The sequence below is a fragment of the Vibrio mangrovi genome (genome assembly GCF_024346955.1).
In the GTDB taxonomy this organism is placed as follows: Bacteria; Pseudomonadota; Gammaproteobacteria; order Enterobacterales; family Vibrionaceae; genus Vibrio; species Vibrio mangrovi.
The window spans coordinates 2313958-2340263 of the sequence record NZ_AP024883.1; the positions used below are offsets into that span (position 1 = coordinate 2313958).

Annotated in this window: 25 protein-coding genes and 1 other RNA gene; 10 read left to right on the top strand and 16 right to left on the bottom strand. The window is 47.1% G+C overall.

Features of this window, described 5'->3' with window-relative positions; all coding sequences use genetic code 11:
• The first annotated feature begins 228 nt into the window (after positions 1 to 228).
• Positions 229 to 1875: a methyl-accepting chemotaxis protein gene (locus tag OCU74_RS10335; RefSeq protein WP_087479647.1), complete on the top strand. Its 1647-nt coding sequence runs from the start codon at positions 229 to 231 to the stop codon at positions 1873 to 1875.
• On the opposite strand, the gene OCU74_RS10340 is transcribed toward OCU74_RS10335, so the two are convergent.
• Both OCU74_RS10340 and OCU74_RS10345 read right to left on the bottom strand, forming a co-directional pair.
• Positions 1850 to 2716, bottom strand: a complete 867-nt coding sequence (locus OCU74_RS10340) for a substrate-binding periplasmic protein (RefSeq protein ID WP_087479648.1) — start codon at positions 2714 to 2716, stop codon at positions 1850 to 1852. The two genes, OCU74_RS10335 and OCU74_RS10340, sit on opposite strands and share 26 nt — an antisense overlap.
• A gap of 357 nt (positions 2717 to 3073) precedes the next feature.
• The gene (locus OCU74_RS10345) at positions 3074 to 3427 is read right to left on the bottom strand and encodes a cyclophilin-like fold protein (protein ID WP_087479649.1); all 354 of its coding nucleotides are present in this window, start codon (positions 3425 to 3427) and stop codon (positions 3074 to 3076) included.
• Between the two features lie 807 nt (positions 3428 to 4234).
• Here OCU74_RS10345 and OCU74_RS10350 point away from each other — a divergent pair.
• Complete coding sequence (locus tag OCU74_RS10350; protein ID WP_087479650.1) at positions 4235 to 6466, top strand: glycoside hydrolase family 6 protein; 2232 nt, start codon at positions 4235 to 4237, stop codon at positions 6464 to 6466.
• Between the two features lie 126 nt (positions 6467 to 6592).
• Here the strand turns inward: OCU74_RS10350 and OCU74_RS10355 are convergent, their stop codons facing one another.
• The 4 genes from OCU74_RS10355 to ffs all read right to left on the bottom strand — a co-directional run bounded on the left by OCU74_RS10355 (position 6593) and on the right by ffs (position 9267).
• Positions 6593 to 6934: a hypothetical protein gene (locus OCU74_RS10355; RefSeq protein WP_087479651.1), complete on the bottom strand. Its 342-nt coding sequence runs from the start codon at positions 6932 to 6934 to the stop codon at positions 6593 to 6595.
• Positions 6935 to 7107: 173 nt separating this feature from the next.
• The gene (locus OCU74_RS10360; RefSeq protein ID WP_087479652.1) at positions 7108 to 7731 is read right to left on the bottom strand and encodes a LysE family translocator; all 624 of its coding nucleotides are present in this window, start codon (positions 7729 to 7731) and stop codon (positions 7108 to 7110) included.
• Between the two features lie 202 nt (positions 7732 to 7933).
• A complete protein-coding gene (locus OCU74_RS10365; RefSeq protein ID WP_087479653.1) occupies positions 7934 to 8803 on the bottom strand; it encodes an aldo/keto reductase in 870 nt (289 codons plus the stop codon).
• Between the two features lie 367 nt (positions 8804 to 9170).
• Positions 9171 to 9267: signal recognition particle sRNA small type (ffs, locus tag OCU74_RS10370), an RNA gene on the bottom strand.
• A 275-nt stretch (positions 9268 to 9542) separates the two neighbouring features.
• Here ffs and OCU74_RS10375 point away from each other — a divergent pair.
• On the top strand, positions 9543 to 9866 hold the full coding sequence (locus tag OCU74_RS10375) for an MGMT family protein (protein ID WP_087479654.1): 324 nt from the start codon (positions 9543 to 9545) through the stop codon (positions 9864 to 9866).
• Position 9867: 1 nt separating this feature from the next.
• On the opposite strand, the gene OCU74_RS10380 is transcribed toward OCU74_RS10375, so the two are convergent.
• Positions 9868 to 10290, bottom strand: a complete 423-nt coding sequence (locus OCU74_RS10380) for a YbaY family lipoprotein (protein WP_159457385.1) — start codon at positions 10288 to 10290, stop codon at positions 9868 to 9870.
• Positions 10291 to 10417: 127 nt separating this feature from the next.
• Here OCU74_RS10380 and tesB point away from each other — a divergent pair, with 127 nt between their 5' ends.
• Together tesB and OCU74_RS10390 are read left to right on the top strand one after the other, a co-directional pair.
• On the top strand, positions 10418 to 11293 hold the full coding sequence (gene tesB, locus OCU74_RS10385) for an acyl-CoA thioesterase II (protein WP_087479656.1): 876 nt from the start codon (positions 10418 to 10420) through the stop codon (positions 11291 to 11293).
• 48 nt (positions 11294 to 11341) lie between these two features.
• Entirely contained in the window at positions 11342 to 11581 is a 240-nt protein-coding gene (locus OCU74_RS10390) for a hypothetical protein (RefSeq protein ID WP_087479657.1), read from the top strand.
• 67 nt (positions 11582 to 11648) lie between these two features.
• On the opposite strand, the gene OCU74_RS10395 is transcribed toward OCU74_RS10390, so the two are convergent.
• Entirely contained in the window at positions 11649 to 12107 is a 459-nt protein-coding gene (locus tag OCU74_RS10395) for an Lrp/AsnC family transcriptional regulator (protein ID WP_087479658.1), read from the bottom strand.
• A gap of 124 nt (positions 12108 to 12231) precedes the next feature.
• On the opposite strand from OCU74_RS10395, the gene OCU74_RS10400 reads away from it, so the two are divergent.
• Together OCU74_RS10400 and OCU74_RS10405 are read left to right on the top strand one after the other, a co-directional pair.
• On the top strand, positions 12232 to 13359 hold the full coding sequence (locus tag OCU74_RS10400) for a PLP-dependent cysteine synthase family protein (protein WP_087479659.1): 1128 nt from the start codon (positions 12232 to 12234) through the stop codon (positions 13357 to 13359).
• 20 nt (positions 13360 to 13379) lie between these two features.
• The gene (locus tag OCU74_RS10405; RefSeq protein ID WP_200807658.1) at positions 13380 to 13952 is read left to right on the top strand and encodes a hydrolase; all 573 of its coding nucleotides are present in this window, start codon (positions 13380 to 13382) and stop codon (positions 13950 to 13952) included.
• A 77-nt stretch (positions 13953 to 14029) separates the two neighbouring features.
• Here OCU74_RS10405 and OCU74_RS10410 read toward each other — a convergent pair whose 3' ends face one another.
• Positions 14030 to 14893, bottom strand: a complete 864-nt coding sequence (locus OCU74_RS10410; RefSeq protein WP_087479661.1) for a Tim44 domain-containing protein — start codon at positions 14891 to 14893, stop codon at positions 14030 to 14032.
• Positions 14894 to 15062: 169 nt separating this feature from the next.
• On the opposite strand from OCU74_RS10410, the gene OCU74_RS10415 reads away from it, so the two are divergent.
• The 3 genes from OCU74_RS10415 (at position 15063) to OCU74_RS10425 (ending at position 18593) form a co-directional block, all read left to right on the top strand.
• Positions 15063 to 15653 carry a TetR/AcrR family transcriptional regulator gene (locus tag OCU74_RS10415; RefSeq protein ID WP_087479662.1) on the top strand — a complete coding sequence of 197 codons (591 nt, stop codon included), beginning with the start codon at positions 15063 to 15065 and terminating at the stop codon, positions 15651 to 15653.
• Between the two features lie 29 nt (positions 15654 to 15682).
• Positions 15683 to 17554: an MFS transporter gene (locus OCU74_RS10420; RefSeq protein ID WP_087479663.1), complete on the top strand. Its 1872-nt coding sequence runs from the start codon at positions 15683 to 15685 to the stop codon at positions 17552 to 17554.
• 76 nt (positions 17555 to 17630) lie between these two features.
• Positions 17631 to 18593, top strand: coding sequence for a YeiH family protein (locus OCU74_RS10425; protein ID WP_234993532.1), 963 nt, complete (start codon positions 17631 to 17633; stop codon positions 18591 to 18593).
• A 46-nt stretch (positions 18594 to 18639) separates the two neighbouring features.
• Here the strand turns inward: OCU74_RS10425 and OCU74_RS10430 are convergent, their stop codons facing one another.
• The 7 genes from OCU74_RS10430 to OCU74_RS10460 all read right to left on the bottom strand — a co-directional run bounded on the left by OCU74_RS10430 (position 18640) and on the right by OCU74_RS10460 (position 26192).
• Positions 18640 to 18798, bottom strand: coding sequence for a hypothetical protein (locus OCU74_RS10430; RefSeq protein ID WP_200807659.1), 159 nt, complete (start codon positions 18796 to 18798; stop codon positions 18640 to 18642).
• An 81-nt stretch (positions 18799 to 18879) separates the two neighbouring features.
• Positions 18880 to 20307 carry an o-succinylbenzoate--CoA ligase gene (menE, locus tag OCU74_RS10435; protein ID WP_087479664.1) on the bottom strand — a complete coding sequence of 476 codons (1428 nt, stop codon included), beginning with the start codon at positions 20305 to 20307 and terminating at the stop codon, positions 18880 to 18882.
• Complete coding sequence (gene menC / locus OCU74_RS10440; protein ID WP_087479665.1) at positions 20307 to 21293, bottom strand: o-succinylbenzoate synthase; 987 nt, start codon at positions 21291 to 21293, stop codon at positions 20307 to 20309. The genes menE and menC overlap by 1 nt, the downstream gene beginning before the upstream one ends.
• A gap of 207 nt (positions 21294 to 21500) precedes the next feature.
• Positions 21501 to 22367 carry a 1,4-dihydroxy-2-naphthoyl-CoA synthase gene (gene menB, locus OCU74_RS10445; protein ID WP_087479666.1) on the bottom strand — a complete coding sequence of 289 codons (867 nt, stop codon included), beginning with the start codon at positions 22365 to 22367 and terminating at the stop codon, positions 21501 to 21503.
• A 24-nt stretch (positions 22368 to 22391) separates the two neighbouring features.
• Entirely contained in the window at positions 22392 to 23189 is a 798-nt protein-coding gene (gene menH, locus OCU74_RS10450; RefSeq protein ID WP_200807660.1) for a 2-succinyl-6-hydroxy-2,4-cyclohexadiene-1-carboxylate synthase, read from the bottom strand.
• A complete protein-coding gene (gene menD, locus OCU74_RS10455; protein WP_087479668.1) occupies positions 23170 to 24888 on the bottom strand; it encodes a 2-succinyl-5-enolpyruvyl-6-hydroxy-3-cyclohexene-1-carboxylic-acid synthase in 1719 nt (572 codons plus the stop codon). Before menD ends, menH begins: the two co-directional genes overlap by 20 nt.
• On the bottom strand, positions 24885 to 26192 hold the full coding sequence (locus tag OCU74_RS10460; RefSeq protein WP_087479669.1) for an isochorismate synthase: 1308 nt from the start codon (positions 26190 to 26192) through the stop codon (positions 24885 to 24887). The genes menD and OCU74_RS10460 overlap by 4 nt, the downstream gene beginning before the upstream one ends.
• Positions 26193 to 26306 lie beyond the last annotated feature (114 nt).

A 26306-nucleotide genomic window follows, 5' to 3' on the forward strand; every position in this document is an offset into this window, starting at 1 on the left:
CACGGTTCAGGAAGCCTTTTCCGAGTGAGGAATGTCCACCTCTTTCAGAAACCCCTGAACCGTTTTTTCAATTGTTCAGTTCTTCCTTCCCTATTGTTTCATCTCTGATTTACATCTTTTTATGTGACGCAAGTGTAATAACCTCATGACAGAATGCGTCTAATACTCCATAGATGGCAATATGGTCATTACCAGAGATGGTAAAAGATAATAGAAAGAGGATATTTTATGCTGGGTTTTTCAAGTATTCGTGGTCGTCTGAGAGCCAGTTATCTGGTGTTATTAGTTCTGCTAATCGCTGTTCTGGCCGTCGCAATAACCCGTTTCCAGTTCTTATCCGGCAGCATCCGCAGTATCGTCGATGAAAATGCAGCACTGGTTGAGCTGACCGGAGAGCTGAACGTTAATGCAGAAAGTTTAGCCAGCCGGCTGCTTTTACTGTTTGTTCTGGATAACAGAGATGAACGTGTCGCTATTTATAAGGAACTGGATGACCTGAATCAGCGCATGGATGAAAGCCTTGCCCATATGGCCAAACTGGTAAAAACACCCGCAGATCAGCAAGCAGTTACAGCGTTGAAAAAACAGCGGGTTGTTTATCAGGATGCACTGCAGGCTACTGTCGAAGCTTTAGAGTTCGGGGAGCCGGAAGAGGCAAAAAAATTAATGTCCGGACAGACTCGGGATGAACTGCGCACATTTCTGAATCAAACCAAACTTATGGCTGATAAACAGCGTAGTTTAATGCAATCCAGACAGCAGAAAATTCTTTCCGAGTCTGAGCTCGCAATCTTCACCATTATCGGGGAAGGCATACTGGCTGTCATCATCGGTGCTGTAATGTCGGTTCTCATCACTCGCAGTATCGTCAATCCGTTAAATCAGGTCATGAAACTTCTGGATCAGGTAGCCAAAGGTGACTTATCTCAATCCATCACACTAAAACAGAAAGGTGAAATCGGCCAGTTAATCGGGAGTGTTACGCATATGCGGACCGGACTGGCGGATGTTATTGAAAGAATCGACCTCAGTGCACAGACAGTTGTTGAAGCCGTCACCAATATCCGCACCAGCGTTTCTGATGTTCAGACCGGCTCCGGAGAACAGGAATCAATGGCCAATGACATTCAGATATCCGTCAGCGAGTTATCCAACGGGGTAAAAATGATGGCGGAACACGTGAGCGTATCACGCAATCAGGCTGAAGCAGCCCACACACTGGCAAAACATGGGAAAGATGTGATTACTACTGCCGCAGAAGATATCACAACCGTTGCAGCCTACATTGAAGAAACTTCTCATTCCGTCATGGAACTCAAAGAAAGTGCAGCGAAAGTAACCGATTTTGTCGGAAAAATTCGTAATATTGCTGAACAAACCAATATGCTGGCACTAAATGCTTCGATTGAAGCGGCCCGTGCCGGTGAAAGCGGGCGTGGCTTTGCCGTCGTTGCTGATGAAGTCCGCAATCTGGCCACCAGCACCGCCATAGTTACAGAGTCGATCGATCAGGTTATTACCTCTATCGCAGATCTTTCGCTTCGGATCTCAGACGAAATGGTTCAGGGTCAGGAAAAAATGCATCAGGGTGTTCAGCAAATAGAAAATGTAGTCGAACCCTTAAATCAGTTGGAATCTGACTCCGCAGAATCCCTTAACAGTCTGGATGATCTGTCCCAACTAGCTCAACAGCAAGCCAGTGAAGCCAATGAAATCGCTGCATACATTACCCGAATTGTCGCAGTGACAACTGACAACGGCCACGCTGCATCGCGCCTCAGTCAGCTGACTGATGATCTTTCCGGTGCTGCTGAGCAAACTAAAACGGCAACGGCAACTTTTACACTGCCTAGCGAAATTCTGAGGCGGGTTTAACATCCGGTGAATACCACCACTTCGGATCAATTGATCTGAACGCTTCATTCAGATTCGGAGTATCGATCCGAATCTGAATTCTCTGACTCAAGTTGGCCTGTTCAAAAGCATCCTGAAAAAAGGGATGGGATTTCAGCAGAGCAAGTAAACTCCCATCAGCTAATGCGCGTTCCATACCAGTTTCAATCACTTGTTTCAGTTCCTGATCGCCTTTCCTCACATAGAAAAAACGTCCGAAAGGATAAACCAGAGTGAGCGCATCATCGACGATCAACTGACCGTCACCACCACCATACAACTTCAGAAATTCATAGGCTTCATTTGCACCAAGGGGAAACAGATCAAATCGTTTTAATTTCACCATGTTTATCAGGTTATCGATCTTCGGAGCAGTCACCACTGTAAGGCCGGCATTTGCAAGGATTATAGTATCATTCCACCCTACTCCCTGACCGAAAGAAAAAGCCTTTAAATCCTCGATATTACGCACCGCATGCAAACGCTCCGCAGTATCTTTCCGGGTAATAAAAACTCTCCAGCCAAGCAATCCCAAATCGAATGGTAAATATATTGGCTCAACACTTTTTATCAGATCAGGCGAAAAACCACCGTCCATCACATCAATCTGACCCTTTTCCAGCATGGCACGGGTCCGTCTCGCATTTGCTCCAATCTCGGTGATTACCGGTTTATATCCTGAACCGGATTTATCTAAAACCAGCTGGAGCACAGCAAAGCCTATCGTAGACTCACCAATGCCATGAAGATTCGGATATTTTATTTCTCTAGCCAGGACGTTGAAACTAAACATAAAAACAACAACAAGTATTAGTCGCAACATACGAAGTCTCCGGTATTCCTAATGTGATTGCCGTTAACCAGTCCATCTTTACAAGGTTAGATGACAAAAACAGCAATAACAAATTAACCATCTATGCTCTTGATTCATCAGAGATTAATTCTTCCGGAGAATACGGTAACAAAATAAAACCATGCACATATATCGGCCATAAGAATATGGAATAAAACTCACATAAAATCAGTCTACCCAGACTCTGTTATATTCTCTACTCTCAACGAACCAATCAAAGCACCACTTCACTACAAGACTTCAGGATTCTGTCACCAGTAACATCCTACATTTGATCGAGATAGTAACTAACAGGAATAGTTACAAGCCACATCTTTACATTTGTAATTATGCAGTCCTGGATATTGAAACCACTATATTCCCTTGGCCGAGAATATTTTTAAGTGCATCTGTTGTGACATTATTTATCTTGCCAATACGGGTAAAATTCCACGAATTGGGTGCGTAATATATAACAAATGCATTTCCCTGATACAGAATCAAATCACCTGCTTCAGTTGTAATTTGTTCATCATTTCTTGGCAGATTAAAACCAAAAGATCCGACTTTTTCCATATTGCCATAATCTTTCATCGCAATTGAAACCGGTCCTTCAGAAAGTTTTTTTAATAACGCCTCCGTTGTTGAATTTTCAACGAGAGTCGCAGTTAAAACTTGGTCACCAATAGTAATATTTATCATCTATATCGTTTCTCTTCTATTCATTACATCTTTATTTATTAGGGCATAACTCATTATATTCTTACACCAATTAAAACCCAGAGACATGACTTCCTATTCAATCCTAAAGTATTCACCCAAGCCTTGCAAACCCACACCAACAAAATGGAATGATATTCCATTATTACTATAATGGGTATTTATAGCAGTGACATGATAGTCAACCCAATGACTCACCGATCACAAACAAAAAAAGAAAATCATTAAATATCATATAAATAGTAGAAAATCATGCTATCCACCGCTTCATCAGAGATGCTTTCAATTAAAGAACATTATTTTATAATTATCAGAACATTATTTCATAAACATGTAAGTATTATCATGTTTTGTCAGAACGATAGCCTATAGTCATAAGAATACTGATATCACCACCCCATATCAATAAACCAGTCAGAGTTGAATTAACCAGATCAAATTCTTACAAAATTCCCATAAAATCCTTTTAAAGGAATATATTCAACTGGTGCATTTTACTTATAAATTTGATTAAAAATTCGATGTAACATTTATTTTACAGCCGTTGATTGTTCTCTTAAACGCCGCTCTAAATTTCGGGGAGAACCTCACAATAAATAAAAATATGCGCTCATTTTTATATCAATTTCTTGACTATAAAAGGTGGGCAAACTATACAGAACGAGTGTGAATGACTGTAGTTATATTTATTCGCATAAATAATATATCAATCAATAAGATAAAAAAGAAAATCTTAGTCTGGGTGATTGAGACAAATATGAATGAAAGCACTCACGTAGGAGGCTCGAAATGAGAAAGAGACAAAGACACCTGAGGTTGTTACCGATTGTCTTTGCACTAGGAACTGCATTAGGGACTGCATTACCGTCTATCAGTGCACAAGCCGCATCCTGCCAATATTCATTGACTAATGAATGGCCAGGAGGATTTCAGGGAATTGTGACCATTACCAACGATGGTAACGCAGATCTCAATGGCTGGCAGATTGGAATGAAGTATCCGAGTGGCGTTGCTGTGACACAATCATGGAGTGGCGCACTCTCTGGCAGTAATCCTTACTACATTGTCAACACCGAGTGGAACGGAACTATCAAAAAAGGTGAAAGCCTGGCTGTCAACTTCATGGGCACACGTGATAACACTAGTGCTGCAAACGTTGAGCTACTAGGATCAACATGTAGTGACGGCGGAACACCACCTCCACCGGCAAATCACTTACCTGATGCGGCTGCCGATGCAACACCTGTTTCAGGAATTGCACCGCTTGAAGTTAACTTCAGTGCAGGCGGTTCAACCGATGCAGATGGTGATGAACTCACTTATATCTGGGATTTCGGTGATGGTTCAACCGGTGTAGGCAGAGATGCAACGCATACTTATACTGATCCAGGCGAATACACTGCAAAACTGACTGTAAGTGATGGTACTGGCGTTGATACTGCAAATGTTGTTATTAATGTAACAACTGAAGCAGGGAATACACCACCTGTTGCTGACATGACAATCACACCAGCTTCAGGGCAAGCGCCGTTACTCGTCAACTTTGATGCTTCTGGTTCTACAGACGCTGACAATGATGTGCTGACGTATATCTGGGACTTTGGTGATGGTGCAACCGGTTCAGGTGTAAAAACATCACACACTTATGAGAATGCCGGTAAATATACTGTTTCTTTAATTGTTACAGACGGTATTGATACCAGCAAAATCGTAAAATCTGTTACTGTAAGTGATGAAGATTCACCATCAACAGTTGAACGTGTGGACAACCCATTCCGTGGTGCAACCTGGTATGTCAACCCAGAATGGTCTGCAAAAGCTGCGGCTGAACCTGGCGGTAGTGCAATCTCCGATCAGAATACTGGTGTATGGCTGGATCGGATTGCTGCTATCGAAGGAACTGACACTGCAATGGGGCTTCGTGCTCACTTAGATGAAGCACTCAGACAAGGTGCCAACCTGTTCACTGTCGTCGTTTATGACTTACCAAACCGCGACTGTCGTGCACTGGCATCAAACGGTGAGTTGCTCATTTCTGAAGGCGGAATGGTTCGCTATAAGAATGAGTTCATCGATCCAATTGCAGAAATCTTTGCAGATCCGAAATATCAGAGCATCCGTATTGCAGCAGTCATCGAGATTGACTCTTTACCAAACCTTGTCACCAATATGGACGTTCCTAAATGTCGGGAAGCCGCAGGTGATGATGGCTACCGTGAAGGTATCACCTACGCACTCAATAAATTTGCACCAATTAAAAACGTGTACTCATATATTGATGCGGCTCACTCAGGCTGGCTTGGCTGGGATAGTAACTTTGATCCAGCAATCAATTTGATTTCTGACATGATCAAAGAGACTGATGCAGGCTGGGATAGCGTTGCCGGTTTTGTAACAAACACCGCAAACTATACACCAACTGTTGAACGTTACTTGCCAGATCCATACAAAAATGTTGGTAATGGTCAGGTCCGTAGTTCAAGTTACTATGAATGGAACCCATACTTTGATGAGAAAACTTATGCGATTGAATTCCGTAAACGGATGATCGCAAGAGGTGCGCCATCAACTCTTGGTATGCTTATCGATACCGGCCGGAATGGTTGGGGTGGTACTGACCGCCCAACACATGTCAGCCATGCATCAGATAAAGATACTTATGTGAATGAGTCCCGTATCGACCGCCGTTATCACCGTGGTAACTGGTGTAACCAACATGGTGGCATCGGATACAAACCATGGGCTGACCCATATGCTGGTGTAGATGCTTTCGTCTGGGTGAAACCACCAGGTGAATCAGATGGTATTTCTGAGCCTAACTTTGAGCCAGATCCAGATGATCCAGCGAAGCAATATGATGGCATGTGTGACCCGGATAAACAAAGTACTGATGGTCCGGTTCCAACTGGCGCGATGGACAATGCACCTCACGCAGGTCGCTGGTTCTCCGCTGGATTCCATGTCCTGCTAGAAAATGCTTATCCACCTGTGGACAGACCTGCTGGCCCACCTGAAGAGTAAGCTATCAGCTAAATCAATCAGAAAACCGAAGATATTTCGGTCAGTAAGATAGATAAAAGCAAGCGCCAAACCAGTAAATCGGTTTGGCGCTTTTCATTACATTTCCACAATATAAACAAACCGTCATCAAAACGCTTTATGGACCACGATACCATAGCCTGTTTTCGTTAAGTCACATGCTCCGGAGCCATTAAAATGGCTGATATTCGCGATGTATAGTGACTGTCCTGTGGCAAGTGCTGATGTCACCAGCCCATTATAGTAAGGGAACGATTTGTCTGACACGGGAATATAGAGATTAAATCCATACCAGCCCGGCTTGCAGTACCGATCAAAATCGGTATTTGACATTTTAAGCCACAATTTATCGCCATTCATATGGACTCGTTCAATCGTTCCACTCAGATCGACACCGGCAAATGCAAAATTAGAGCTCAAAAGAACCAACATCAATAATAATTTTTTCATTAATATACACCTTCAAAAACCACTGTATAACATCTCATATAATTCTACCCACATGACCACTTTCAGAGCTCATCCAGCAGGCCAATGAGTACATCTCATTGCTATTCATAGCATTGAGCATCATAAGGAATTTTCAGAAAAATCATACAGAAAACCGATTTTTCAGGCTCAGATTAAATATTTGATGCCGTGAATTGCCTGACAATCTCTTGCAACACCGGCAGTACAGATACAACAAGTAAGCCAGACATCATCAGGTTAAACCATTTTCGGCTTCTACTACTGTTAAGCCGCTTTTTGAGTATTGAACCGAAGACAAGCCATACCCCGACACAGGGAAACGATACGATAAAAAAAGTCAGGGCTATCATCATATTCTGAGTATGAAAACTTGCTTCTGTTGTCGTGAAAGCCACAACCGCGCCCGATGCCACAACCCATGCCTTAGCATTTATCCATTGGAACAGCGCTCCTTTCATAAAAGAGAACGGTTTCGCTTGTGCGGTTGAGCTGACAGAACCTGCGGATTGAGCGATCACATACGCCAGATACAGCAGATATAATGTGCCGATACATTTAATAATAAAATGCAATTGAGGAAATAACTCGAATAACTGAGCAAAACCCAAGCCAACCAGAAATAACATGATGGTAAAACCGACACAAATTCCCGCGAGTAAAGGTAAGCTTTTTCGGATCCCAAAGTTAACGCCTGAAGTCATGACCATAATATTGTTCGGTCCCGGTGTGACTGACGACGAAACCGCAAATAAAACAACGGCAAATAAATAATCCATTCAGCAATCCCTACTGTTTTACTCAGATTTGTTCTATATGGGGTTCGTTGAATAGACAATCAAGTTTTGAAAATGTTATTTAAAACCAGATATAGACTACTCCGGTAAATACCGGGGGCTCAGATAGCAAAAAGCCGCTGATAAAAGCGACTTTTTAATAGGTGACTTGTTATTCTGTCAATGTTTCAAAGCAACTCACTGACTAGTCGTGAATTTTAACGCCCAGACAGCCACGAACAAATTCCGGATTAAAGTGTTTAACTGCCGGACCAACGTAGCCTAAATCAAGTGAACTGATTTGCTCCATCTCTGCATCCGTTAGCGTGAAATCCCAAATCTTAAAGTTTTCTTCAATGCGTTCCTGATGAGTAGATTTTGGAATAACCGCGACACCACGTTGTAAGTTCCAGCGTAACATCACCTGAGCGATGCTCTTACCATGTGCAGCAGCAACCCCTTGCAGCACTTCATTTTCAAAAGGATCATATCTGCCGCCGGCCAATGGTGCCCAGGCTTGTGGCTGAACATTGTAATACTTCATGGTTTCTAATGCTTCTGGCTGAGCGAAGAATGGATGTAACTCAACCTGATTCACCATTGGCTTAATTGTCACGGTTTCACAGAAATTCGCTAATACGTGAGCGTAGAAGTTAGAAACACCAATCGCTTTTAATTTCCCTTCTGTATAAGCATCTTCCATCGCACGCCAGGCACTAAAGTAGTCTTTCATTGCCTGATGCAACAAGTAGAGATCCAGATACTCCAGACCCGTTTTTTTCAGTGATGCATCAATAGCAGCTTTAGCCGAATCATAGTCAGCCATATCCTGTACCCACAATTTTGAGGTAATAAACAATTCCTCACGAGTACAGATACCTTCTGCGATTGCTTCACGTACAGCATCGCCCACTGCATCTTCATTACCATAAACCGCAGCGGTATCAATCAGGCGGTAGCCAGCACGAATCGCACCAAGTATTGACTGTTTACATTCTTCTTTATCTGTGACCTGAAAAACACCAAAACCAGCCATCGGCATCTTCAGGTTATTACTTAATACTGTGTATTCCATAGTAGAATCTCTCCATTGTGAGTGGATTTAATATCGATGAAAACGCTCAAATACATGCAATATCATTGTCATTGGTCAACTCATCCCGAACAGTCAGATCTACTTTCGGCAAACGGAATGCAACAGATTATCTTGTGCTTGTAAGCCATTGTTAGTACTTTTGTAACCATATGATTACCGAAGGAGACTGACGGACGAATAACCGAGGGAGTTTGTTGCTCCAGCATAGCAGTCTCCGTACAGGATACTCAATCAGTAATTTTGCAGACAGTAACTAAACTGATTCGAAAAAACGACTATTTCAGGAAAAAATCGATAAAGCCTTCGCAATTTATGCTGGCTTATTTTGCATATATCAGATGGGTGGAAGCCCCAGCCACATCCCGGCACACACGTCATCCGCTGTGGCTGCTACCTTCCGGTCCTGACCAGGTTCACGAACTAGTGTTGCGGGAGGACCAGGGCCTCCATTGATAAGGGCTTCATAGGGTGAAAACCTGAAGCGGGGGTGATTATCAGGTATTGATATCACCATTGCAAGTCTATTTCTGATAAAAATCAGAAGACTCCGGCTGAATGCACAGGGATTAACCAGATGACGCCGAAACATGGTATCTAAAATTGTTGTTACCGACTTCCAATACCTGACAGAAATACCATTTCATCATAAACTGTTTCTTTCCCGCCCGAATAACGGAATGACGAAATAACAGAGCAGTTTTCAGGTTGATAAATTCATATGACCCAATCCCATGATAAAAAACAGTTTTTAGCGCAGATTTTTACTGTGATTCATCAGATCCCGGCCGGAAAAGTCAGCACCTATGGTGATATTGCCAGAATGGCCGGATATCCGGGTTATGCCCGTCATGTCGGCAAAGCACTCAGTCAGCTTCCCAGAAATACAACACTTCCCTGGTTCAGGGTTATTAACAGCAAAGGGGAAATATCGCTATCCGGCCCGGACTTTGACAGACAGCGTTCACATCTGGTTGCCGATGGAATACAGATGAGCATCACCGGAAAAATTTCACTGCGTCGTTATCGCTGGATTCCGGACTAAATCATAACGCGGCTGTCGCCGGAACCATCCGGATTTGATCATCATATACCCGTGGCTGAGCAATGAGTTCCGACGCTGCACCAGCTCCCCAATACAGAATATCTCCGTGATCAAGAACCACAGCCTGAATCCGATAAAGATGGCCGTCCTGAATTTTTGACTGGAAATAAGACAGTTGAAAATTGAGCGGCAACGATAAATCATCCGCATAAAACTGATATTTTGCAATCACCCGGTTTTGTTGAGACTGATCATTAAGCGTCACAACCACAAAAGCATTCTTCGGTAATTGATACGCTCCGGTAAGCGATCCCGACATATTCTCTATCTCATTAACCGGTTGAGATTGAGCCATCACTTCACCACTGCCGAAAAAAACACCGAGTACAACAAGAAAAATACGCCATTGATTCTTATAATTCATGAATATAATTTTATCTGTTCTGGATTTCAGACGGACAATTATAAAGATAATCATCAATAGAACAAAACTTGATTTTTTATTCCCGACAACGTCTGATATGGGAATAGAAACGAAATAGTGAGGCAGTATGAGCGACGCTCTCGACAATTTACTCGAACTTTTAAAATTAGAAAAACTGGAGGAAGGACTCTACCGGGGAGACAGTGAACATCTTGGCTTACCACAGGTTTATGGTGGTCAGGTCATTGGTCAGGCACTGTCAGCATCACGATATACGGTTGATCCGGAACGGACTGTTCACTCATTCCACAGTTATTTTCTTTATCCGGGGGATCCGGAGAAACCTATCATCTACGATGTGGAAAATTTAAGAGACGGACGTAGTTTCAGTACCCGCCGGGTGAAGGCAGTCCAGAATGGTCGCCCGATTTTTTACCTGACAGCCTCATACCACGGAGAAGCCTCCGGGTTCGAACATCAGAATACAATGCCAGAAATTCCCGGACCGGAAAATTATGCTTCAGAATCAGAGCTGATGGCACAGATTGCTCACCTCGTTCCGGAATCGGTGAGAAAAATGTTCTGCCGGGATAAACCGATCGAAATTCGTCCGGTACATGTCGTTAATCCATTCAAGCCGGAAAAACTCGAAGCCAAGCAATATCTGTGGATCCGGGCGAATGGGAAGTTACCCAATGATCAGTTAATACATCAGTATCTGCTTGGTTATGCCTCAGACTGGGGATTTCTGATCACTGCATTGCAGCCACACGGTGTCACTCTGATGACTCCGGGGTTTCAGGTAGCAACGATTGATCACTCAATCTGGTTTCATCGCCCATTCAATATGGATGAGTGGCTGCTTTTTGCCATTGAGAGCCCGAGTACCGGAAATGGCCGTGGGCTGGTCCGGGGTGAAATCTACAATCAACAGGGTGTTCTGGTTGCCAGTGCTATGCAAGAAGGTGTGATGCGTTATACCGAGCAGTCGGATGAAAAATAGAACATAAACCCTTTACTTTCCCCTTGGGGTAAGCTTTATGATACCTGTGTGGTGAGAGATGATCGGCATGAATGTGGTGTAATCAACCGCTCAGGTATCAGTATACCTACAGGCTTGTCCCGCAGTTTGTGTCTGGCAACTCATCAGATTGGTATAAAAGTTCTGGAGGTTCATATGGGATGTTGTAATACCCCCCCGCCAGGAGGGACAAAAGAAGTGGGCCCACTGCTTAAGCTGGTGGGAATTCTGTTTGTCGCAATCGTGCTGATTGCCTGGGTATTCGGTTAACCGAATTCTGGCCCAACAACAATGGCCTGTCTGAATTCCCTTCTCAGACGGGCCATTTCATACTCGTTTACAACGGTAACTCGGTTGTATATTTCAGTGACTCCATTGCAAATGTAGAGGTCACATCACTCAACCCTTCCACACGATTAACCAGTTGCTTGTAAAACTCGTCAAAGTTACGCATGTCCCGGACCACAACCTTCATCATATAGTCATATTCCCCTGCCATACGATAGAATTCCATGACTTCCGGAAACTCTGATGCCACTTCAACAAACCGGGCATACCACTCATGGGAGTGATTGCTGGTCTTCAGCATGACATACGCGGTGAAACTCAGTCCCAGTTTTTCCGGATCCAGCAACGCCACCCGTTTCTGGATGACACCACTCTCTTCCAGTTTTTTCAGCCGTTTCCAGCATGGAGTCGTCGTCAGGTGAACCGCATCAGCCAGCTCATTCAGCGATAGTTCCGCATTCTGTTGCAACAAGCGCAGCAACTGTTTATCGGTTTTATCCAGCGTCATACTACAAACCCTCGCCTGAAGAGAAAAATTTTCTCCAATATAAGATTTCAACGGTAAAAAAGGAAAGCCTTTTCTCCGGATATACGGTTATTTTTATCCTATTCGTTACATAGGAAATGTTCACATGCTCAGAGATCATCACTGGATTAAACAAGCCATTCACAAAATCATGGCTGAGGAAGAACATCATCAGGAAACACCACTCATCAAGCTGTCAGTTCCCGGCTTGCAGACAATCGATATCTACCTCAAAGATGAAAGTCAACATCCGACGGGGTCGCTGAAACATCGTCTGGCCCGTTCGCTGTTTCTGTATGCATTAACCAACGGCCTGATTGGACCGGATACACCGATTATTGAATCATCTTCCGGCAGTACAGCCGTATCTGAAGCCTATTTTGCCCAAATGCTCGGTCTGCCTTTTTATGCAGTTATGCCCAGAACAACAGCCCGTAAAAAAGTAGAACTGATCGAACAGTATGGTGGCCAGGCACACTTTGTAGAACATTCCGGTGATATCTACCCTGTCGCCCGTCAGCTCGCAGAAAAGCTGAACGGACATTACATGGATCAGTTTACCTATGCGGAACGTGCTTCCGACTGGCGTGGCACGGATAACATCGCCCATGCGATCTTTGAGCAGATGAAACATGAACGTTATCCGGTTCCCCGCTGGCTGATCATGTCAGCCGGAACCGGCGGCACTTCAGCCACACTGGGGCGCCATATCCACTACCGCCAGTATCCGACCCAGTTGTGTGTTGCTGATTGTGAAAACTCCGTCTTTTACGATGCTTTCTGTCACAATGATTTTCTTCTGACCCACCAGCAAAGTAGCCGTATTGAAGGGATCGGCCGTCCCAGAGTCGAACCCAGCTTCATTCCAGGTGTGATTGATACCATGATAATGATTCCTGATGCGGCCAGCGTGGCTGCAATTTACTGGCTGGAGCAGAAAACCGGACGCAAAGCCGGTCCGTCGACAGGAACCAATCTGTACGCAACGCTGAAATTAGCCCGGCAAATGCAGGAAAATGGAGAATCCGGTGCTCTGGTAACCGTATGGTGTGATGACGGTGAACGCTATCTGGATTGTTACTACAACCCAGACTGGGTGGACAAACATATCGGTTCCGTCGAACCTTATCTTGCTCAACTGGATTCATTTGATCTAACCGGGAATTTTTCCGATGATTTGCAATCAAATATGACGGTCCTGTCTGAATTGCCGACGGGTGAAGTCATCTCCTGATTCATCAACTCAAGGAAACCATGATGCTGGCATTGAATCCCCATGAAACTGCATTGATTCTGATTGACTTACAAAATGGAATACTGGCACCACAACGATATCCGTATAGCTCAGATGAAATACTGGAGCGGTGCAAAATCTTGGCTGAGCACTTCCGCCAACACGGCGCCACCGTTGTCGGTGTCAATGTTGGCTGGTCTGCCGATCAGCAGGATTTTCCTCCCGGTATTGTCGATACCCCCACACCAAAACCAGCTCTGGAAGAGATGGAACACTGGATGACTCTGGCTGAGGGTGTTGTTCAGCCTGGTGATATATTGATCACTAAACGCCAGTGGGGAGCATTTACCGGGACAGAACTGGATATGCAGTTACGCAGACGCAATATCCGCAATCTGGTTGTAGCCGGTATCGCAACAAATATGGGTGTGGAATCAACACTGCGGCATGGCTGGGAGCTGGGCTATCATATGCTCACGATTGAAAATGCCTGTTCTTCATTTTCATCAGAGCTACACCAGATGGCCTTTCAAACGATCTTCCCCCGACTGGCTCAGGTTCTTCCAAACGGTGATGCACTGAGTTTTCGATAGTTCACATCGAGCAATCTATGCCGGATAAATACAAAAATGCCTCCGCAAGTGGGAGGCATTTTCCTGCAAAACAACGATTACCCCTGAATACCGACAATCAGCCAGGGAGCACCGGGAACCGTCAGATCCCGCTCAAGATGCCAGATGTCCGTGATCTCTTCCTCAATACCTTCAACCGGATCCCGGTAACGTCCGGAAAACTGTAAACTCAATTGTGCCCGGTTGGCATCGTAATCAGCACGCACAAACTCAGCATCAACATACATCACATCAGTATGTTGCTCACCGGTAAGCTTTTCCCGTTCTGCCTTCAGGTCTTCAAACAGACTTGCTGACACATACTCACGAATGGTTTCCAGTTCATTGTGGTTCCAGGCACCCTGCAAAATACGATAGTGTTCACGGGCACCATCAATAAATGCTGTCCGGTCAAACTCCGGCGGGTAACGGTGCGGTACATCACTAGCGGCACCGGTTCCAAAGCCACTGCCTCCGACCGGATTTTCAGGCTGTTCGAAGTTATGAACATGCGACTGACGATGTGTAGTGCTGCCAAATGCCGGTTGCTGTTGATTCATACTTCCCTGCTTTGCCGCCAGAACGCCACGTAACATTCTGATAATGAAGTAGGCAACCAGCCCGATAATCAGAATATCCATGAACTGGATACCTTCAAAAGCACCACCGAAGAATGCAGCCAGCAAACCACCGGCCAGTAAGCCGCCCATCAGTCCGCCCAGTAATCCTCTCCGGCCCGTATTCTGAGTCTGAGCGGCTTTTCCGTTCAGAGTATTGGTATTACTGTACTGCTGTTTCGGCGCCGGTGCTGTTTTAAACGTGCTGCCGAAAGAACGGCCGCCACCGAATTTTTTAGCATCGGCAACGGGAACAACCGCGACCGAAACAAGCAACAGGGTGATTAAAGATAAAAAGCGTTTCATGTCTATCCTTCATTTTTGTCAGAAGAGTTCAGGCGTATCATAGTTGTTCAGCCACAACAAAGAAATACTTCGTACAAACAAACATGTATCAGAATATTGCAGGCTTTGATTGACGCTGGGGAAAGGGAACAATACTATATTGAACGTTGTTCATTAACGATTGTAAACCATGGCCAGAAGAAACGATCACACCCGGGAAGAACTCATCCAACTGACACTGGAACATGTCAAAAATTTTCTCACCGATCACTCCTATCACGAGTTGAGCCTGCGTAAGATTGCCGCCATGATTGGCTATGTCCCCAGTACGTTAGTCAATATATTCGGTAGCTATAATCTGCTACTACTACATGCCGTCGCCCAGACACTGGATGAACTGACCGAAGAAGCGCGGAAAGCCGTCAGCCAAAGCCAGAATCATCGGGATGCTTTGTTTCAGCTTGCTTACTGCTATCACGATTTTGCCCGGCAGCATACTTTCCGCTGGCAACTGATTTTCGAGCATAATATGAATGGTGAAACCCTGCCCGAATGGCAGACACAAAGAATCGCCCATATGACTGATATGCTGGAAAGCCTGCTACAACAGTTGGCTCCACAACGTTCGGCAGATGAAATTCTGAAAGCCAGCCGGGTATTATGGGCTGGTGTTCACGGTATCACGTTACTGAGTGTCGATGATAAGTTCTTTGCTTCATCCCCGGTTGACGGCAATGTGTTGATTACCGATTTACTGACGCATTATCTGGAAGCCTGGTAGAAACCTGCCGGGTCAACAAAGGACCTTCCATGTCTCATGCTGCTTCATCATTGCTCACCACCCGGCGTTTCCTGCCCTATTTTGTGACTCAGTTTTTCGGGGCCTTCAACGACAATGTATTTAAAAATACCCTGTTGCTGTTTGTCGCCTTCGCCAGTGTCGATCAACTGGTCATTTCAAGCACCCTGTTTATCAATCTGGCTGCCGGATTATTTATTCTGCCTTTCTTTCTGTTTTCAGCTTCCTCCGGTGTACTGGCCGACCAACTGGAAAAAAGCTGGCTGATCCGAAAAATCAAACTGCTGGAAATTGTGATTATGACTCTGGCCGCGGTTGGTTTTGTCACCCACAGTTACCTCATTCTGTTGTTTCTGTTATTTCTGATGGGAACACAATCTGCGTTATTCGGCCCGGTCAAATATGCCCTGTTACCACAACAGCTGAAGCCGGAAGAACTGATGAGTGGCAATGCACTGGTTGAAACCGGTACTTTTCTGGCAATTTTACTGGGGACGTTACTGGCCGGAGTTATCGCCTCAACACCCGGAGCAGAATACATTGCCGCCGGCGCAGTATTTATTTTCGCACTCTGTGGTTATCTCGCGAGCCGCTACATTCCCAGTGCACCGGCAACCGCACCGGCCCAGCGTTTTTACTGGCGGCCAGTGTCACAAACCCGAAAAACGTTAAGCATTGCCAGACAGGATCCGATCATCCGTCGTACAATTCTGGTTATCAGTTGGTTCTGGTTTATGGGAGCCACTTACCTGACCCAGTTTCCGAACTTCACCAAACTCTTCCTGCATGGCAATGAAGGTGCGGTTTCCTGGTTACTCACACTGTTTTCCGTTGGTATTGCATTGGGTTCATTACTGTGTGACCGCCTTTCCCGTCACCGGGTTGAGCCGGGGCTGGTGCCACTGGCTTGTCTGGGGATTTCTCTGTTCGGTTACGGGCTGGTCAGTGCTGTTCCTTCCCAGTTACCCCAGGCAATGACATTTGCCACCTTTGTTACCAACACCGAATTATGGCCGTTATTCTTGAGTTTGCTGCTACTGGGGGCATCCGGAGGAATGTTTATTGTACCCTTGTATACACTGCTTCAGCAGCGTGCTCACCCGGAGCAACGGGCACAGGTTATTGCAGCACTCAATATTTACAACGCCCTGTTTATGGTCATCAGTGCCGTCTTAGGAATTATCTTCCTGTCGTTGTTGCAACTGTCCATTCCCAATCTGTTTCTGTTCCTCACACTGGTCAACCTTGGCGTATTTATCTATCTGCTGCGAAAGTTACCGATTTATACCCTCCGCTTCATCCTGACGTTGCTGGCAAAAATCTGTTACCGCATCCGCTACCGGAATTTACAGCACATTCCGGCTCAGGGTGGTGCGCTGATTATCTGTAACCATGTCACTTATCTGGACGCACTGATCCTCAGTGTGGCTTCACCACGGCTGATCCGTTTTGTTATGGAAGCCGATTACACCACATTGCCTTTGATCCGGCCAATTCTGAACCATGCCGGTGTCATTCCGATTTGTGCATCACATGGTAATACGATTCGCAAAGCCTTTGTCCAGATAGAAAAAGCACTTCAACAGGGAGAACTAGTCTGTATTTTTCCGGAAGGACGACTCACGCCGGATGGTGAAATCGGTCCATTCCTTCGTGGGTTGGATCGCATCATTCAGCACTCTTCGGCTCCGGTCATCCCGATGGCACTGAAAGGCCTGTGGGGAAGTTATTTCAGCCGCTGCCGTGGCCGGGCTTGCCGTGGTTTTCCCCGCCGCTTCAGAGCCAGAATCGAAATAGAGGCTGCTCCTCCGGTGACTGCCGCACAGACTAATAGTGAACAGCTTTATCAACAGGTGGCAGCCTTACGGGGAGAATGGCGCTAGGGGCTGTTCAGTTTTGATGAACGGAAGTTAAAAACATTAAGACTGACTGATCGTATATTCCCGTTAGAATAGAGCCATGTTTTCTGATGTCGGTATTCTCATGGCCTATTCTCTGACCAGTTTATTGAAAAATATTCCTTTTGTTCTCGGACTTCTGATTTGCACAACCTCTTATGTCACCTCGCCTACTGCGCTGGTACTGGGTTTCTTCCTGACCACTTTAAGTATGGTCCCACAAGGTGTGCCTCTGGCGAAAATTACCAAAAAACTTCTCTCTTATTCGATTGTCGGTCTGGGATTCGGTATTCCACTCCAGACAGCACTTACCGTAACAACTCACGGCTTAGGGCTGATTCTGGCGACACTGCTGAGCACATTACTGATTGGCTGGTTCGCCAGTGTCCGGTTCGGCCTGATGCGCAAAACCGGTTATCTGATTGCTTCAGGCACCGCTATTTGTGGCGGAAGTGCAATCGCTGCCGTGGCTCCGGCGATTGAAGCCGATGATGAACAGATTGGTCTGGCTCTGGGAACCATTTTTGTTCTGAATTCGCTGGCATTGTTTTTGTTTCCGGCTGTCGGTCATCTGCTGAATATGAGCCAGGAAGCATTCGGCACCTGGGCTGCAATTGCAATTCACGATACATCCTCTGTCGTCGGTGCGGCATCAGCTTATGGTGAAACTGCCCTTAAAACAGCAACAACATTGAAACTGGCCCGGGCGCTCTGGATTATACCAGTTGCTTTTCTCAGTACTTTTTTATTCCGCAGTGAATCCAGAAAAATTACAATTCCTTACTTCATCCTGTTCTACTGCGCCGCAATTGTATTGCATGATCAATTCCCTCAATTCTCAACGCTCTATCAGGGAATATTTACCGTGGCGAAACAGATGCTGGTTATTTGTCTGTTCTTGATTGGATGTAGTCTGTCATTTGGCAAACTACGTCAGGCAGGTCCGAGACCACTGCTCTTTGGTGTCGGTTTATGGGTGGTGATCTCCATATCATCACTGACCTGGATTATGACGACCCGATAAATCTGTGAGCATCACCACCGCCCTGAGTTACATCCCGGGGCGGGATTCAGGAAAGGTTCACGGACGTTTGTCGGGGACGCTCCAGAAACAGCGCCAGAATCAACAGAAATGCAGTTAACTCTGCCAATGACCGGATTGTTCCACTGTTAAGCAAAGCAACCAGAAGCTGAATAATGATCGTCACGATCATAAGCCATTTTTTCATTGAGATATGCCCGTTAGTTAATTTAATTGTGCTAATTATGAATAAAAGACATATCAAACCAAAATTCAGTTTTGGACTAACTCATAACCGGCCGTGCACATCACGGTGCGTCTCCATCTCCTTCATCAACCAGATTTTGACTTCAGTCCGGGAAATTTTAATCCCCTGATGCCGGAAGTTACCGGGAAGCCGGTAACAGGCATCAGGCCATTTAAACTTCTCCAGTCGTCCCTGTAGCCATGCCCGGATTTCGGCAGTGCTCCATTGCCAGTCGCTATCGCATTCAATCACCGCAACCGGGCGCGTGCCGAAGGTTTCATCTGTAACCGGAACAATGACCGCTGCGTGAATCTGTGGATGCCGGGCTAAAACGGCCTCAATTTCTTCGCAGTGAATGTTTTCCCCACCGGAGATAAACAGATTATCTGCCCGGCCGGTGACGCACAGTTCACCATCCTGCCAGAACCCCATATCCTGACTGTCAAACCATCCTGAGTCATCACAAAGAGGTCGCAGTGTTCCCTGATGATAATAACCGCTGGCCAGCGTGTCTCCGCCAATATAAATTCGCTCGTTTTCAATCCTGACGTCACGCAAGGGCAACACCGTACCACAACTTTCTGTCTCACTGACCCGCTTCGCAGTCACTGTCGAGGCGGCCTCAGTCATCCCATAACCCAGCCAGGTATCAATACCCAGTGCCGCAGCACGTTGCGCCAGTGGCAAAGGAATATAACTTCCGCCTAGCAAGACATGTGTCAAAGCCAATGGTGTACCATCATCCAGCAAGCGCTTAAGCTGTGCCGGAACCAGAGAAGCGTGTGTTACGTCGGTCATTTCATCGGCTTCAGCCCGGCCAATTCGCAGACAACCTCCGGCCCACAGCCAGCGGTAAACAATCGATAAACCCGAGACATGGTACACCGGCAGACTCAGCAGCCAGGTATCATCGGCGGAAAAATGAAACTGAGACAGCAATCCCTGAGCCGATGCCAGATGTTGTCGGGATGTATGAGCAACTGCCTTCGGTTCTCCGGTTGAACCGGAGGTAAAAGTCAGTGAGCTTAGCTGTTTGGAATGATAACGGGAAAGCGGAGGTGTCACTCCGGTTATCGACTGACAGTGGACCGGACGAACATCCGGCAACCGGGAGTAAAGCGTTACAGCTTCATCCGGATCAGAGCAGAACAGCCATACCGTCTGTTCCGGGCGGTAAATCGTCTGAAGTTTTCGTTGCAGCATCGCCACCGGCTGAGGTGCTACAAATGCAGTAACAGCGCCCAGATGCAGCGCCGCCAGAAAGAGCCAGATTCCATCAGGGTGATTCTTCCCCACCTGCGTCACAATATCTCCGGGTCCAATTCCCTGCAGCTGCAATGCCGTTGCAACGGCAGAAACAGTTTCAGTCACATCCTGCCAGGTATATGCTTGCCGGCCAATCTTCAGCGCAACGGCAGCCGGCCTTTCCCTGACCCAGCGCTGCCATAATTCACTATCGGACACTGGCATTATGAAGCCCAGATCACTTCCTGGCTGTTCAGCTCAACGACCGGTATATCACATCCCGGCCACGCAACGGCCAGTTGCTGACGGAATAGCCCGACCGTATCCAGCCCCGGAACTTCTTCCGGCAGAAGCCAGCGGGATAAACGTGCTAACTGGCACAAACCGAAGCTGGATTCAATACTAGAACTGATGACAGGCTGCATTCCCAACGACTGTGCCTTTTCAACCAGATAACGACAGCGTTCAATTGAACCAATCAGTGTTGGCTTAATGATCAGTGCCTTCACACCGGTCAACTCTTCCAGACGAAAATCCGGATCTTTCAGAGATGCCTGTAATGTCTCATCCCAGGCAATGGCAATACCGGTATTGATCGCAAATGCAATGCTGTCACTCGGAGATGCACAAGGTTCTTCCACATACGCAATCCGCTGGCGGTAAGATGGCGATATTTTACTGGCAAATATTGCTGCCTTCTCCGGCGTCCATTCCCGGTTCACATCCAGACGCAGAGATAAGTCAGGAATACTTTCCAGCAACAGATTAATCACCAGACCATCGCGAACCGGCTCATACATACCGACTTTTACTTTGGCAACTTTCTTTCCCGGTAAGACTTGCAGACGTTCGATCAGCTCATCGGGATCACCGACACATAATGGTGCGGCAAAATAATTACCTTCCTGTGGCAGTTCACCAGATAACTCCGCCTGTGCAGCGGACAGACCAAACGCAACCGATGGATATAAATGCTGATAGTCAATCGCTTCTCCGCGACACCAGAGTGCCAGTTGTTCCTGAAGCTGAATTCCGGCTTCGGTCACCGACTCCTCACTAAACCCAATCAGTGGTGCAATTTCACCTCGTCCAGCCTGATCCCGGTCATGCATTTCCACGATGAAGCCTTCCCGTTCGAATAACTTCTCGTTGCGAAGAATGACGCCACTATCCATCGGTAATCGATAGCGGTACAGTTTTGCACTACGCATTCTGATTTACCCTCTTTAACCGATGCCCGACGACTTCAACAGCCATCAGACACCTCATTTCAGTCGTTTCATTATGTGAGATAAACTACTCTCACGCCTGATTGATACGGCAAACCGCACAATCATTCTGTAAACTCTCCATTCAAACACAGGAAGCGGTTAACTCCCGGTTATTACCAAAGAGTCATGGCCTTATATGTTATTTAATTATGGATTCCGGGGGAATTTCTGGAAGTCAGGGCGACGTTTTTCATTGAACGCATTTCTGCCCTCCTGACCTTCTTCCGTCATGTAGAACATCATGGTCGCATTCCCGGCCAGTTCCTGCAGCCCAGCCTGACCATCGCAGTCCGCATTCAGCGCTGCTTTCAGACAACGGAGTGCCATCGGACTATGCTGTAAGACTTCCCGGCACCAGCGTACGGTTTCTTTTTCGAGATCTGCCAGCGGCACAACCGTATTCACCAGTCCCATATCCAATGCTTCCTGTGCGTCGTAGAAGCGGCATAAGAACCAGATTTCCCGGGCCTTTTTCTGGCCGATAATCCGCGCCATATAAGAAGCACCCCAGCCACCGTCAAACGACCCGACCTTCGGCCCGGTCTGACCAAATTTGGCATTCTCGGCAGCAATGGTTAAATCACACATCATATGCAACACATGACCACCACCAACGGCCCAACCGGCAACGGAAGCAATCACAGGTTTCGGACAAGTCCGGATCTGACGCTGGAAATCCAGCACATTCAAATGGTGAGTTCCTTCCTCATCCCGGTAACCGCCATAGTCACCACGAATTTTCTGATCGCCACCGGAACAGAATGCATCCTCGCCCAGTCCGGTCAGAATGATGACACCGACTTCAGAATCGTAGCGGGCATCAGCCAGTGCCTGAATCATCTCTTTCACTGTCTGCGGCCGGAAAGCATTCCGGACCTGAGGACGTGCGATGGTAATCTTTGCGATCCCATCACTGGACTTATGATAGTTGATATCCTGATACTCACCGGTACAATCATTCCATTCCACCGGTGCATAAAGTTCTTCTTCACTGATACCTACAGTAATTGTCATAACATTCCTATCTCGTCTGAGCATTCAAATCTGATGAGCGGACAGTGCCTGAAGGCACCGGGCAAAATCCTCGGGCCGCTCCTGATGGACATTATGTCCTGCCTGAAAAATTATTTGTACAGGCAACCCGCTCTGTTGCGCGAGTTGCCGGAATTTATGGTCGTTTTCCCCGCAAATATACCGGACGGGAACCGACTGCATTTTAAGTGCCGGTAACAAGTCCGGCTGGCGGGCCAGAGATGTAGCCCGCATCATCACTGCAATTTCGGCGCCAAGATTATCACTGCGACGGGTGATCAAATGTTGTCTCTGCTCATGGTTTAGCGAAGAGAACACTGGCTGCTGGTACCAATCGCTCAAAACATCGGCAACCGGCTCAGAGGCAAAGCGTGTCGCCCAGAGCTGATCCTGCTGCCAGCGTTGCTGACGCTGCACATCACTATGCAGACCAAAATTTCCGCCTTCAATTACCAGCGCAGTAAGATTCAATTCAGCCCAGTGTCCGTGAACCGCACCATACATTGCCAGCCGGCCACCCAGAGAATAACCGACCAACACCAGTGGCTGTTCTGCCGGAACAGCCTTGCGAATCGTCCGGGCAATCTGCTCACAACAATCGTCGAAATTGGTGCAGCGTTGTTGACGGCTCTGCCCATGACCACACAAATCAATGGTCAGACAGGGAAAAGCGGTCAGATGTGTAAGCGTTTCAGACCAGTCTTCTCCACTTCCCAGCAAACCATGCAAGAACACCAGCACAGGTAAATCCTGTCCGGTTCGGTTTTCCGGTGATGTATAAAGGCTATAAAGACCGGACATCATTTACCACCTGAGTTATATGCTGTGCTGCCTGTCCGGCAGGAACTGTCACCTCAACAATCAACCCGCCACTGCCACTGTCAATATGCCGGTCGATACACTGCTGAAACGCCGTCAAATCCTGTGGATTTTCATAACCCAGACCAAACTGCGCTGCTGCATGTTCAAAATGATAACCGTGCGGCATCTGGTACAAGTCAGTTTTCTGTTCCGGCGGAACCGGAAGCAGGTCAAAAATTGCTCCACCATCATTGTTGGTCACAACCACAACGAAAGGCTGGCAGGTTCGTGTCAGCAAAGCCAGAGAATTCAGGTCATATAACAGTGAAGTGTCACCCAGAAGTAATAACATCGGCTGCTGTCGTTCTCGTTGAATACCGGCTGCTGTGGCAACAATCCCATCGATCCCTGATGCACCACGATTGGAATAAACCGCCCGTTTTTGGGCAGTACCGAACATATCGACCAGCCGGACAATCAGACTGTTACCGATAAATAAATCAGCCTCCGGGGTCAGCGTTGCAACCGACATTGCCACGTCCAGTTCACAGAGGCGGGACTCGGCCTCAGCCACTTGCTGTGTCAGCTCCGGAATCCGCCTGATCAGTGGTAACAGTTCATCTGCCCAGCCGACCGAAATATTATTTCCCTGAATCCGGTATTGCTCGGTCTGAACATCAACCCATGTATCAATCCGGGTCACCAGATGCTGCTGCGGCAAATGAGACGGGTTATTCCGCTGCTCACGCGCAGAGAGATACAGATAGCGACTCCCCTGTTGCTCAATCTGTTGTTGCAGCCACTGATTCAACCGTTTGGAAACCAGATGAGCGCCGAATTGGACAATTAGTTCACATCCACAGAGAATATCTCTGCATGTTTCATGCTGTAACCACAGATCAAAGCAGGCCCAGTCACTGCCGACGCCGGACTGAGGATCACACAGCACCGGCCATCCCAACATCTGCGCAAAATCTCTGGCTTTTTCTGCCTCGGCAACAGGAAGAGAACCGATAATCACCACACCTTTACAGTTAAAAAGTTCGGGGGCAGCCTGAACCGGCGGCAACTGATATCCTTGTCTGGAGCTATACGGTGAACCGGTCGCCAGCCAGGGCTGAACCCCAGCCAGATAATCGGAAGCATCAACATCTTCGATCTGAGAATACAACGGTTCGGGAAACGGGCAATTGATATGTACGACACCACCGACACGAGACTGATGAAATAACGCCTGATCAAGGGTTGTCAGCAGCCAGCCGGGAGCAATCATCGCTGTCGGACTGGGCAGGTTGATCGTCTGAACTGTATGAGCAGAAAAAATCCCCGGCTGTTCAATGGCCTGATTTGCACCGCAGTCAATCAGCTCAACCGGGCGATCGGCAGTTAAAAGCACCAGTTTTTCTCCGGTCAGATTCGCTTCGGCAACACACGGCAGTAAATTAGCTACCGCCGTACCGGATGTCACAATCACGGCGACCGGTTTCTGGCTGGCTTTTGCCAGTCCTAATGCCAGATAACCCAGCCCTCTTTCATCAAAATGAGGATGCAGCCGCAGCGCCGGATGCGCATCTGCCTCCAGCGTCAGGGGCGTAGAACGGGATCCCGGGGCAATACAGACATCACGGACTCCCAGACGAGACAACTCTTCCAGAATCAAGCGACTCCAGACCCGGTTCAACACCGCTTGTTGAGATTTCACGATACAACTTCCTCCGGACACGTTTCCGTGATCAGGCTGAGTAAGGTTGACATTTTACGATCCAGTTCGAGCCACTCATGTTCAGCAACCGAACCGGCGACAATACCGGCTCCGGCAAAAAGTCTGACCTGTTTCTCCGCCACCAGCGCACTACGGATAGCAACACAGAACTCTGCCTGCTGATGACTGATATAGCCCATCGAACCGGCATACCACCCTCTGGGAAAAGGTTCATAGCGTTCAATAAACGCTTTGGCCGCCTGTCTCGGTAAACCGGCAACAGCAGCCGTCGGCTGTAATGCACCAAGCAACTGCACGCCATTAATTTCCGGCAACAATGCCGCCTGAATCCGACGTTTCAGATGCTGAACCCGGCGTAATTTCACCAATTGTGTTTCCGGCCCGATATCGACACAATGGGCCAACGGGGTTAAACGATCAACAATGTCATCGACAACATACTGATTTTCCGTGACATTCTTATCGTCATGAATCAGCCAGTCGGACAAAGCCAAATCTTGTTGCATATCATCGCTCCGGCCGATCGTTCCGGCCAGTGCTTCTGTCAGCAGTTCATCACCGTTACGTCGGTACAGACGCTCCGGTGTCGAACCGACAAAACTATGTTGCGGATCCAGTGCCAGTAAAAAGTGAAAGCTCTGATGATTCTGCTGTCGGCTCTCTTTTAACAGTTGCTCCGCCTGAATCGGCCGGGCCAGTTCGAATGTCGACTGACGGGCCAGAACCACTTTGTCAAACTGGTTTTGTGCCATGGCAGACAAAGCCTGTTCGATCAACTGACACCACTGGTCACGATGTGGCGAGTGATGAACGGCGAGTACCGAAGTCGCAATCGATGGCAGTACCGGGACATCCGCCTGAAGCTGCCTTAACGCCCGGATAGTTTCTTCACGCTCCTGCGTAAAATTAGCGCACAGAGACCATGATGCTCCCTCACGGATCAGCTCAACCTGCGGCAAAAAGAAAAACGCTTCCATACAGCGGGGATTCTTGGCTGTGTGACCATCAAACGAGCGACCACCCCAGATACGCTGGGATGCTGAAATAATCGGATAGGCCGGTGCAGGATCAGAGAAAGTTATACAGGCTCCCAGTGCAACGACTTCTTCCCGCTCTTCCCGGTCCTGCCAGTAGAATTTCGGAAACAGCGTCTGTGCGGCAAGCCAGTCAGATAACGTAAAGTCCGGAGGTAAGTCAAGCACTTGCCGGCAACGGCAATCCTGCGGTGAAGCATTGTGGATCTGATGAATGAGTTGGTTTACTGCTTGGTGAAAATAAGACAAAGCGACCTCAACTGGGAGAGACGATTAACGCCTCTATTGATTGATTTATCTGTTTCCTTTAAAGGATGCTGAGCATTTTATGCCAGATGCTCCCGAAGCTCTAGCCCGGAAATC

Excerpts from the sequence above, each read along its gene's own strand:
- OCU74_RS10335 (WP_087479647.1), top strand. The coding sequence starts at position 229 with ATGCTGGGTTTTTCAAGTATTCGTGGTCGTCTGAGAGCCAGTTATCTG.
- OCU74_RS10340 (WP_087479648.1), bottom strand. The coding sequence starts at position 2,716 with ATGTTGCGACTAATACTTGTTGTTGTTTTTATGTTTAGTTTCAACGTC.
- OCU74_RS10345 (WP_087479649.1), bottom strand. The coding sequence starts at position 3,427 with ATGATAAATATTACTATTGGTGACCAAGTTTTAACTGCGACTCTCGTT.
- OCU74_RS10350 (WP_087479650.1), top strand. The coding sequence starts at position 4,235 with ATGAGAAAGAGACAAAGACACCTGAGGTTGTTACCGATTGTCTTTGCA.
- OCU74_RS10355 (WP_087479651.1), bottom strand. The coding sequence starts at position 6,934 with ATGAAAAAATTATTATTGATGTTGGTTCTTTTGAGCTCTAATTTTGCA.
- OCU74_RS10360 (WP_087479652.1), bottom strand. The coding sequence starts at position 7,731 with ATGGATTATTTATTTGCCGTTGTTTTATTTGCGGTTTCGTCGTCAGTC.
- OCU74_RS10365 (WP_087479653.1), bottom strand. The coding sequence starts at position 8,803 with ATGGAATACACAGTATTAAGTAATAACCTGAAGATGCCGATGGCTGGT.
- OCU74_RS10375 (WP_087479654.1), top strand. The coding sequence starts at position 9,543 with ATGACCCAATCCCATGATAAAAAACAGTTTTTAGCGCAGATTTTTACT.
- OCU74_RS10380 (WP_159457385.1), bottom strand. The coding sequence starts at position 10,290 with ATGAATTATAAGAATCAATGGCGTATTTTTCTTGTTGTACTCGGTGTT.
- tesB (WP_087479656.1), top strand. The coding sequence starts at position 10,418 with ATGAGCGACGCTCTCGACAATTTACTCGAACTTTTAAAATTAGAAAAA.
- OCU74_RS10395 (WP_087479658.1), bottom strand. The coding sequence starts at position 12,107 with ATGACGCTGGATAAAACCGATAAACAGTTGCTGCGCTTGTTGCAACAG.
- OCU74_RS10400 (WP_087479659.1), top strand. The coding sequence starts at position 12,232 with ATGCTCAGAGATCATCACTGGATTAAACAAGCCATTCACAAAATCATG.
- OCU74_RS10405 (WP_200807658.1), top strand. The coding sequence starts at position 13,380 with ATGATGCTGGCATTGAATCCCCATGAAACTGCATTGATTCTGATTGAC.
- OCU74_RS10410 (WP_087479661.1), bottom strand. The coding sequence starts at position 14,893 with ATGAAACGCTTTTTATCTTTAATCACCCTGTTGCTTGTTTCGGTCGCG.
- OCU74_RS10415 (WP_087479662.1), top strand. The coding sequence starts at position 15,063 with ATGGCCAGAAGAAACGATCACACCCGGGAAGAACTCATCCAACTGACA.
- OCU74_RS10420 (WP_087479663.1), top strand. The coding sequence starts at position 15,683 with ATGTCTCATGCTGCTTCATCATTGCTCACCACCCGGCGTTTCCTGCCC.
- OCU74_RS10425 (WP_234993532.1), top strand. The coding sequence starts at position 17,631 with ATGTTTTCTGATGTCGGTATTCTCATGGCCTATTCTCTGACCAGTTTA.
- OCU74_RS10430 (WP_200807659.1), bottom strand. The coding sequence starts at position 18,798 with ATGAAAAAATGGCTTATGATCGTGACGATCATTATTCAGCTTCTGGTT.
- menE (WP_087479664.1), bottom strand. The coding sequence starts at position 20,307 with ATGCCAGTGTCCGATAGTGAATTATGGCAGCGCTGGGTCAGGGAAAGG.
- menC (WP_087479665.1), bottom strand. The coding sequence starts at position 21,293 with ATGCGTAGTGCAAAACTGTACCGCTATCGATTACCGATGGATAGTGGC.
- menB (WP_087479666.1), bottom strand. The coding sequence starts at position 22,367 with ATGACAATTACTGTAGGTATCAGTGAAGAAGAACTTTATGCACCGGTG.
- menH (WP_200807660.1), bottom strand. The coding sequence starts at position 23,189 with ATGATGTCCGGTCTTTATAGCCTTTATACATCACCGGAAAACCGAACC.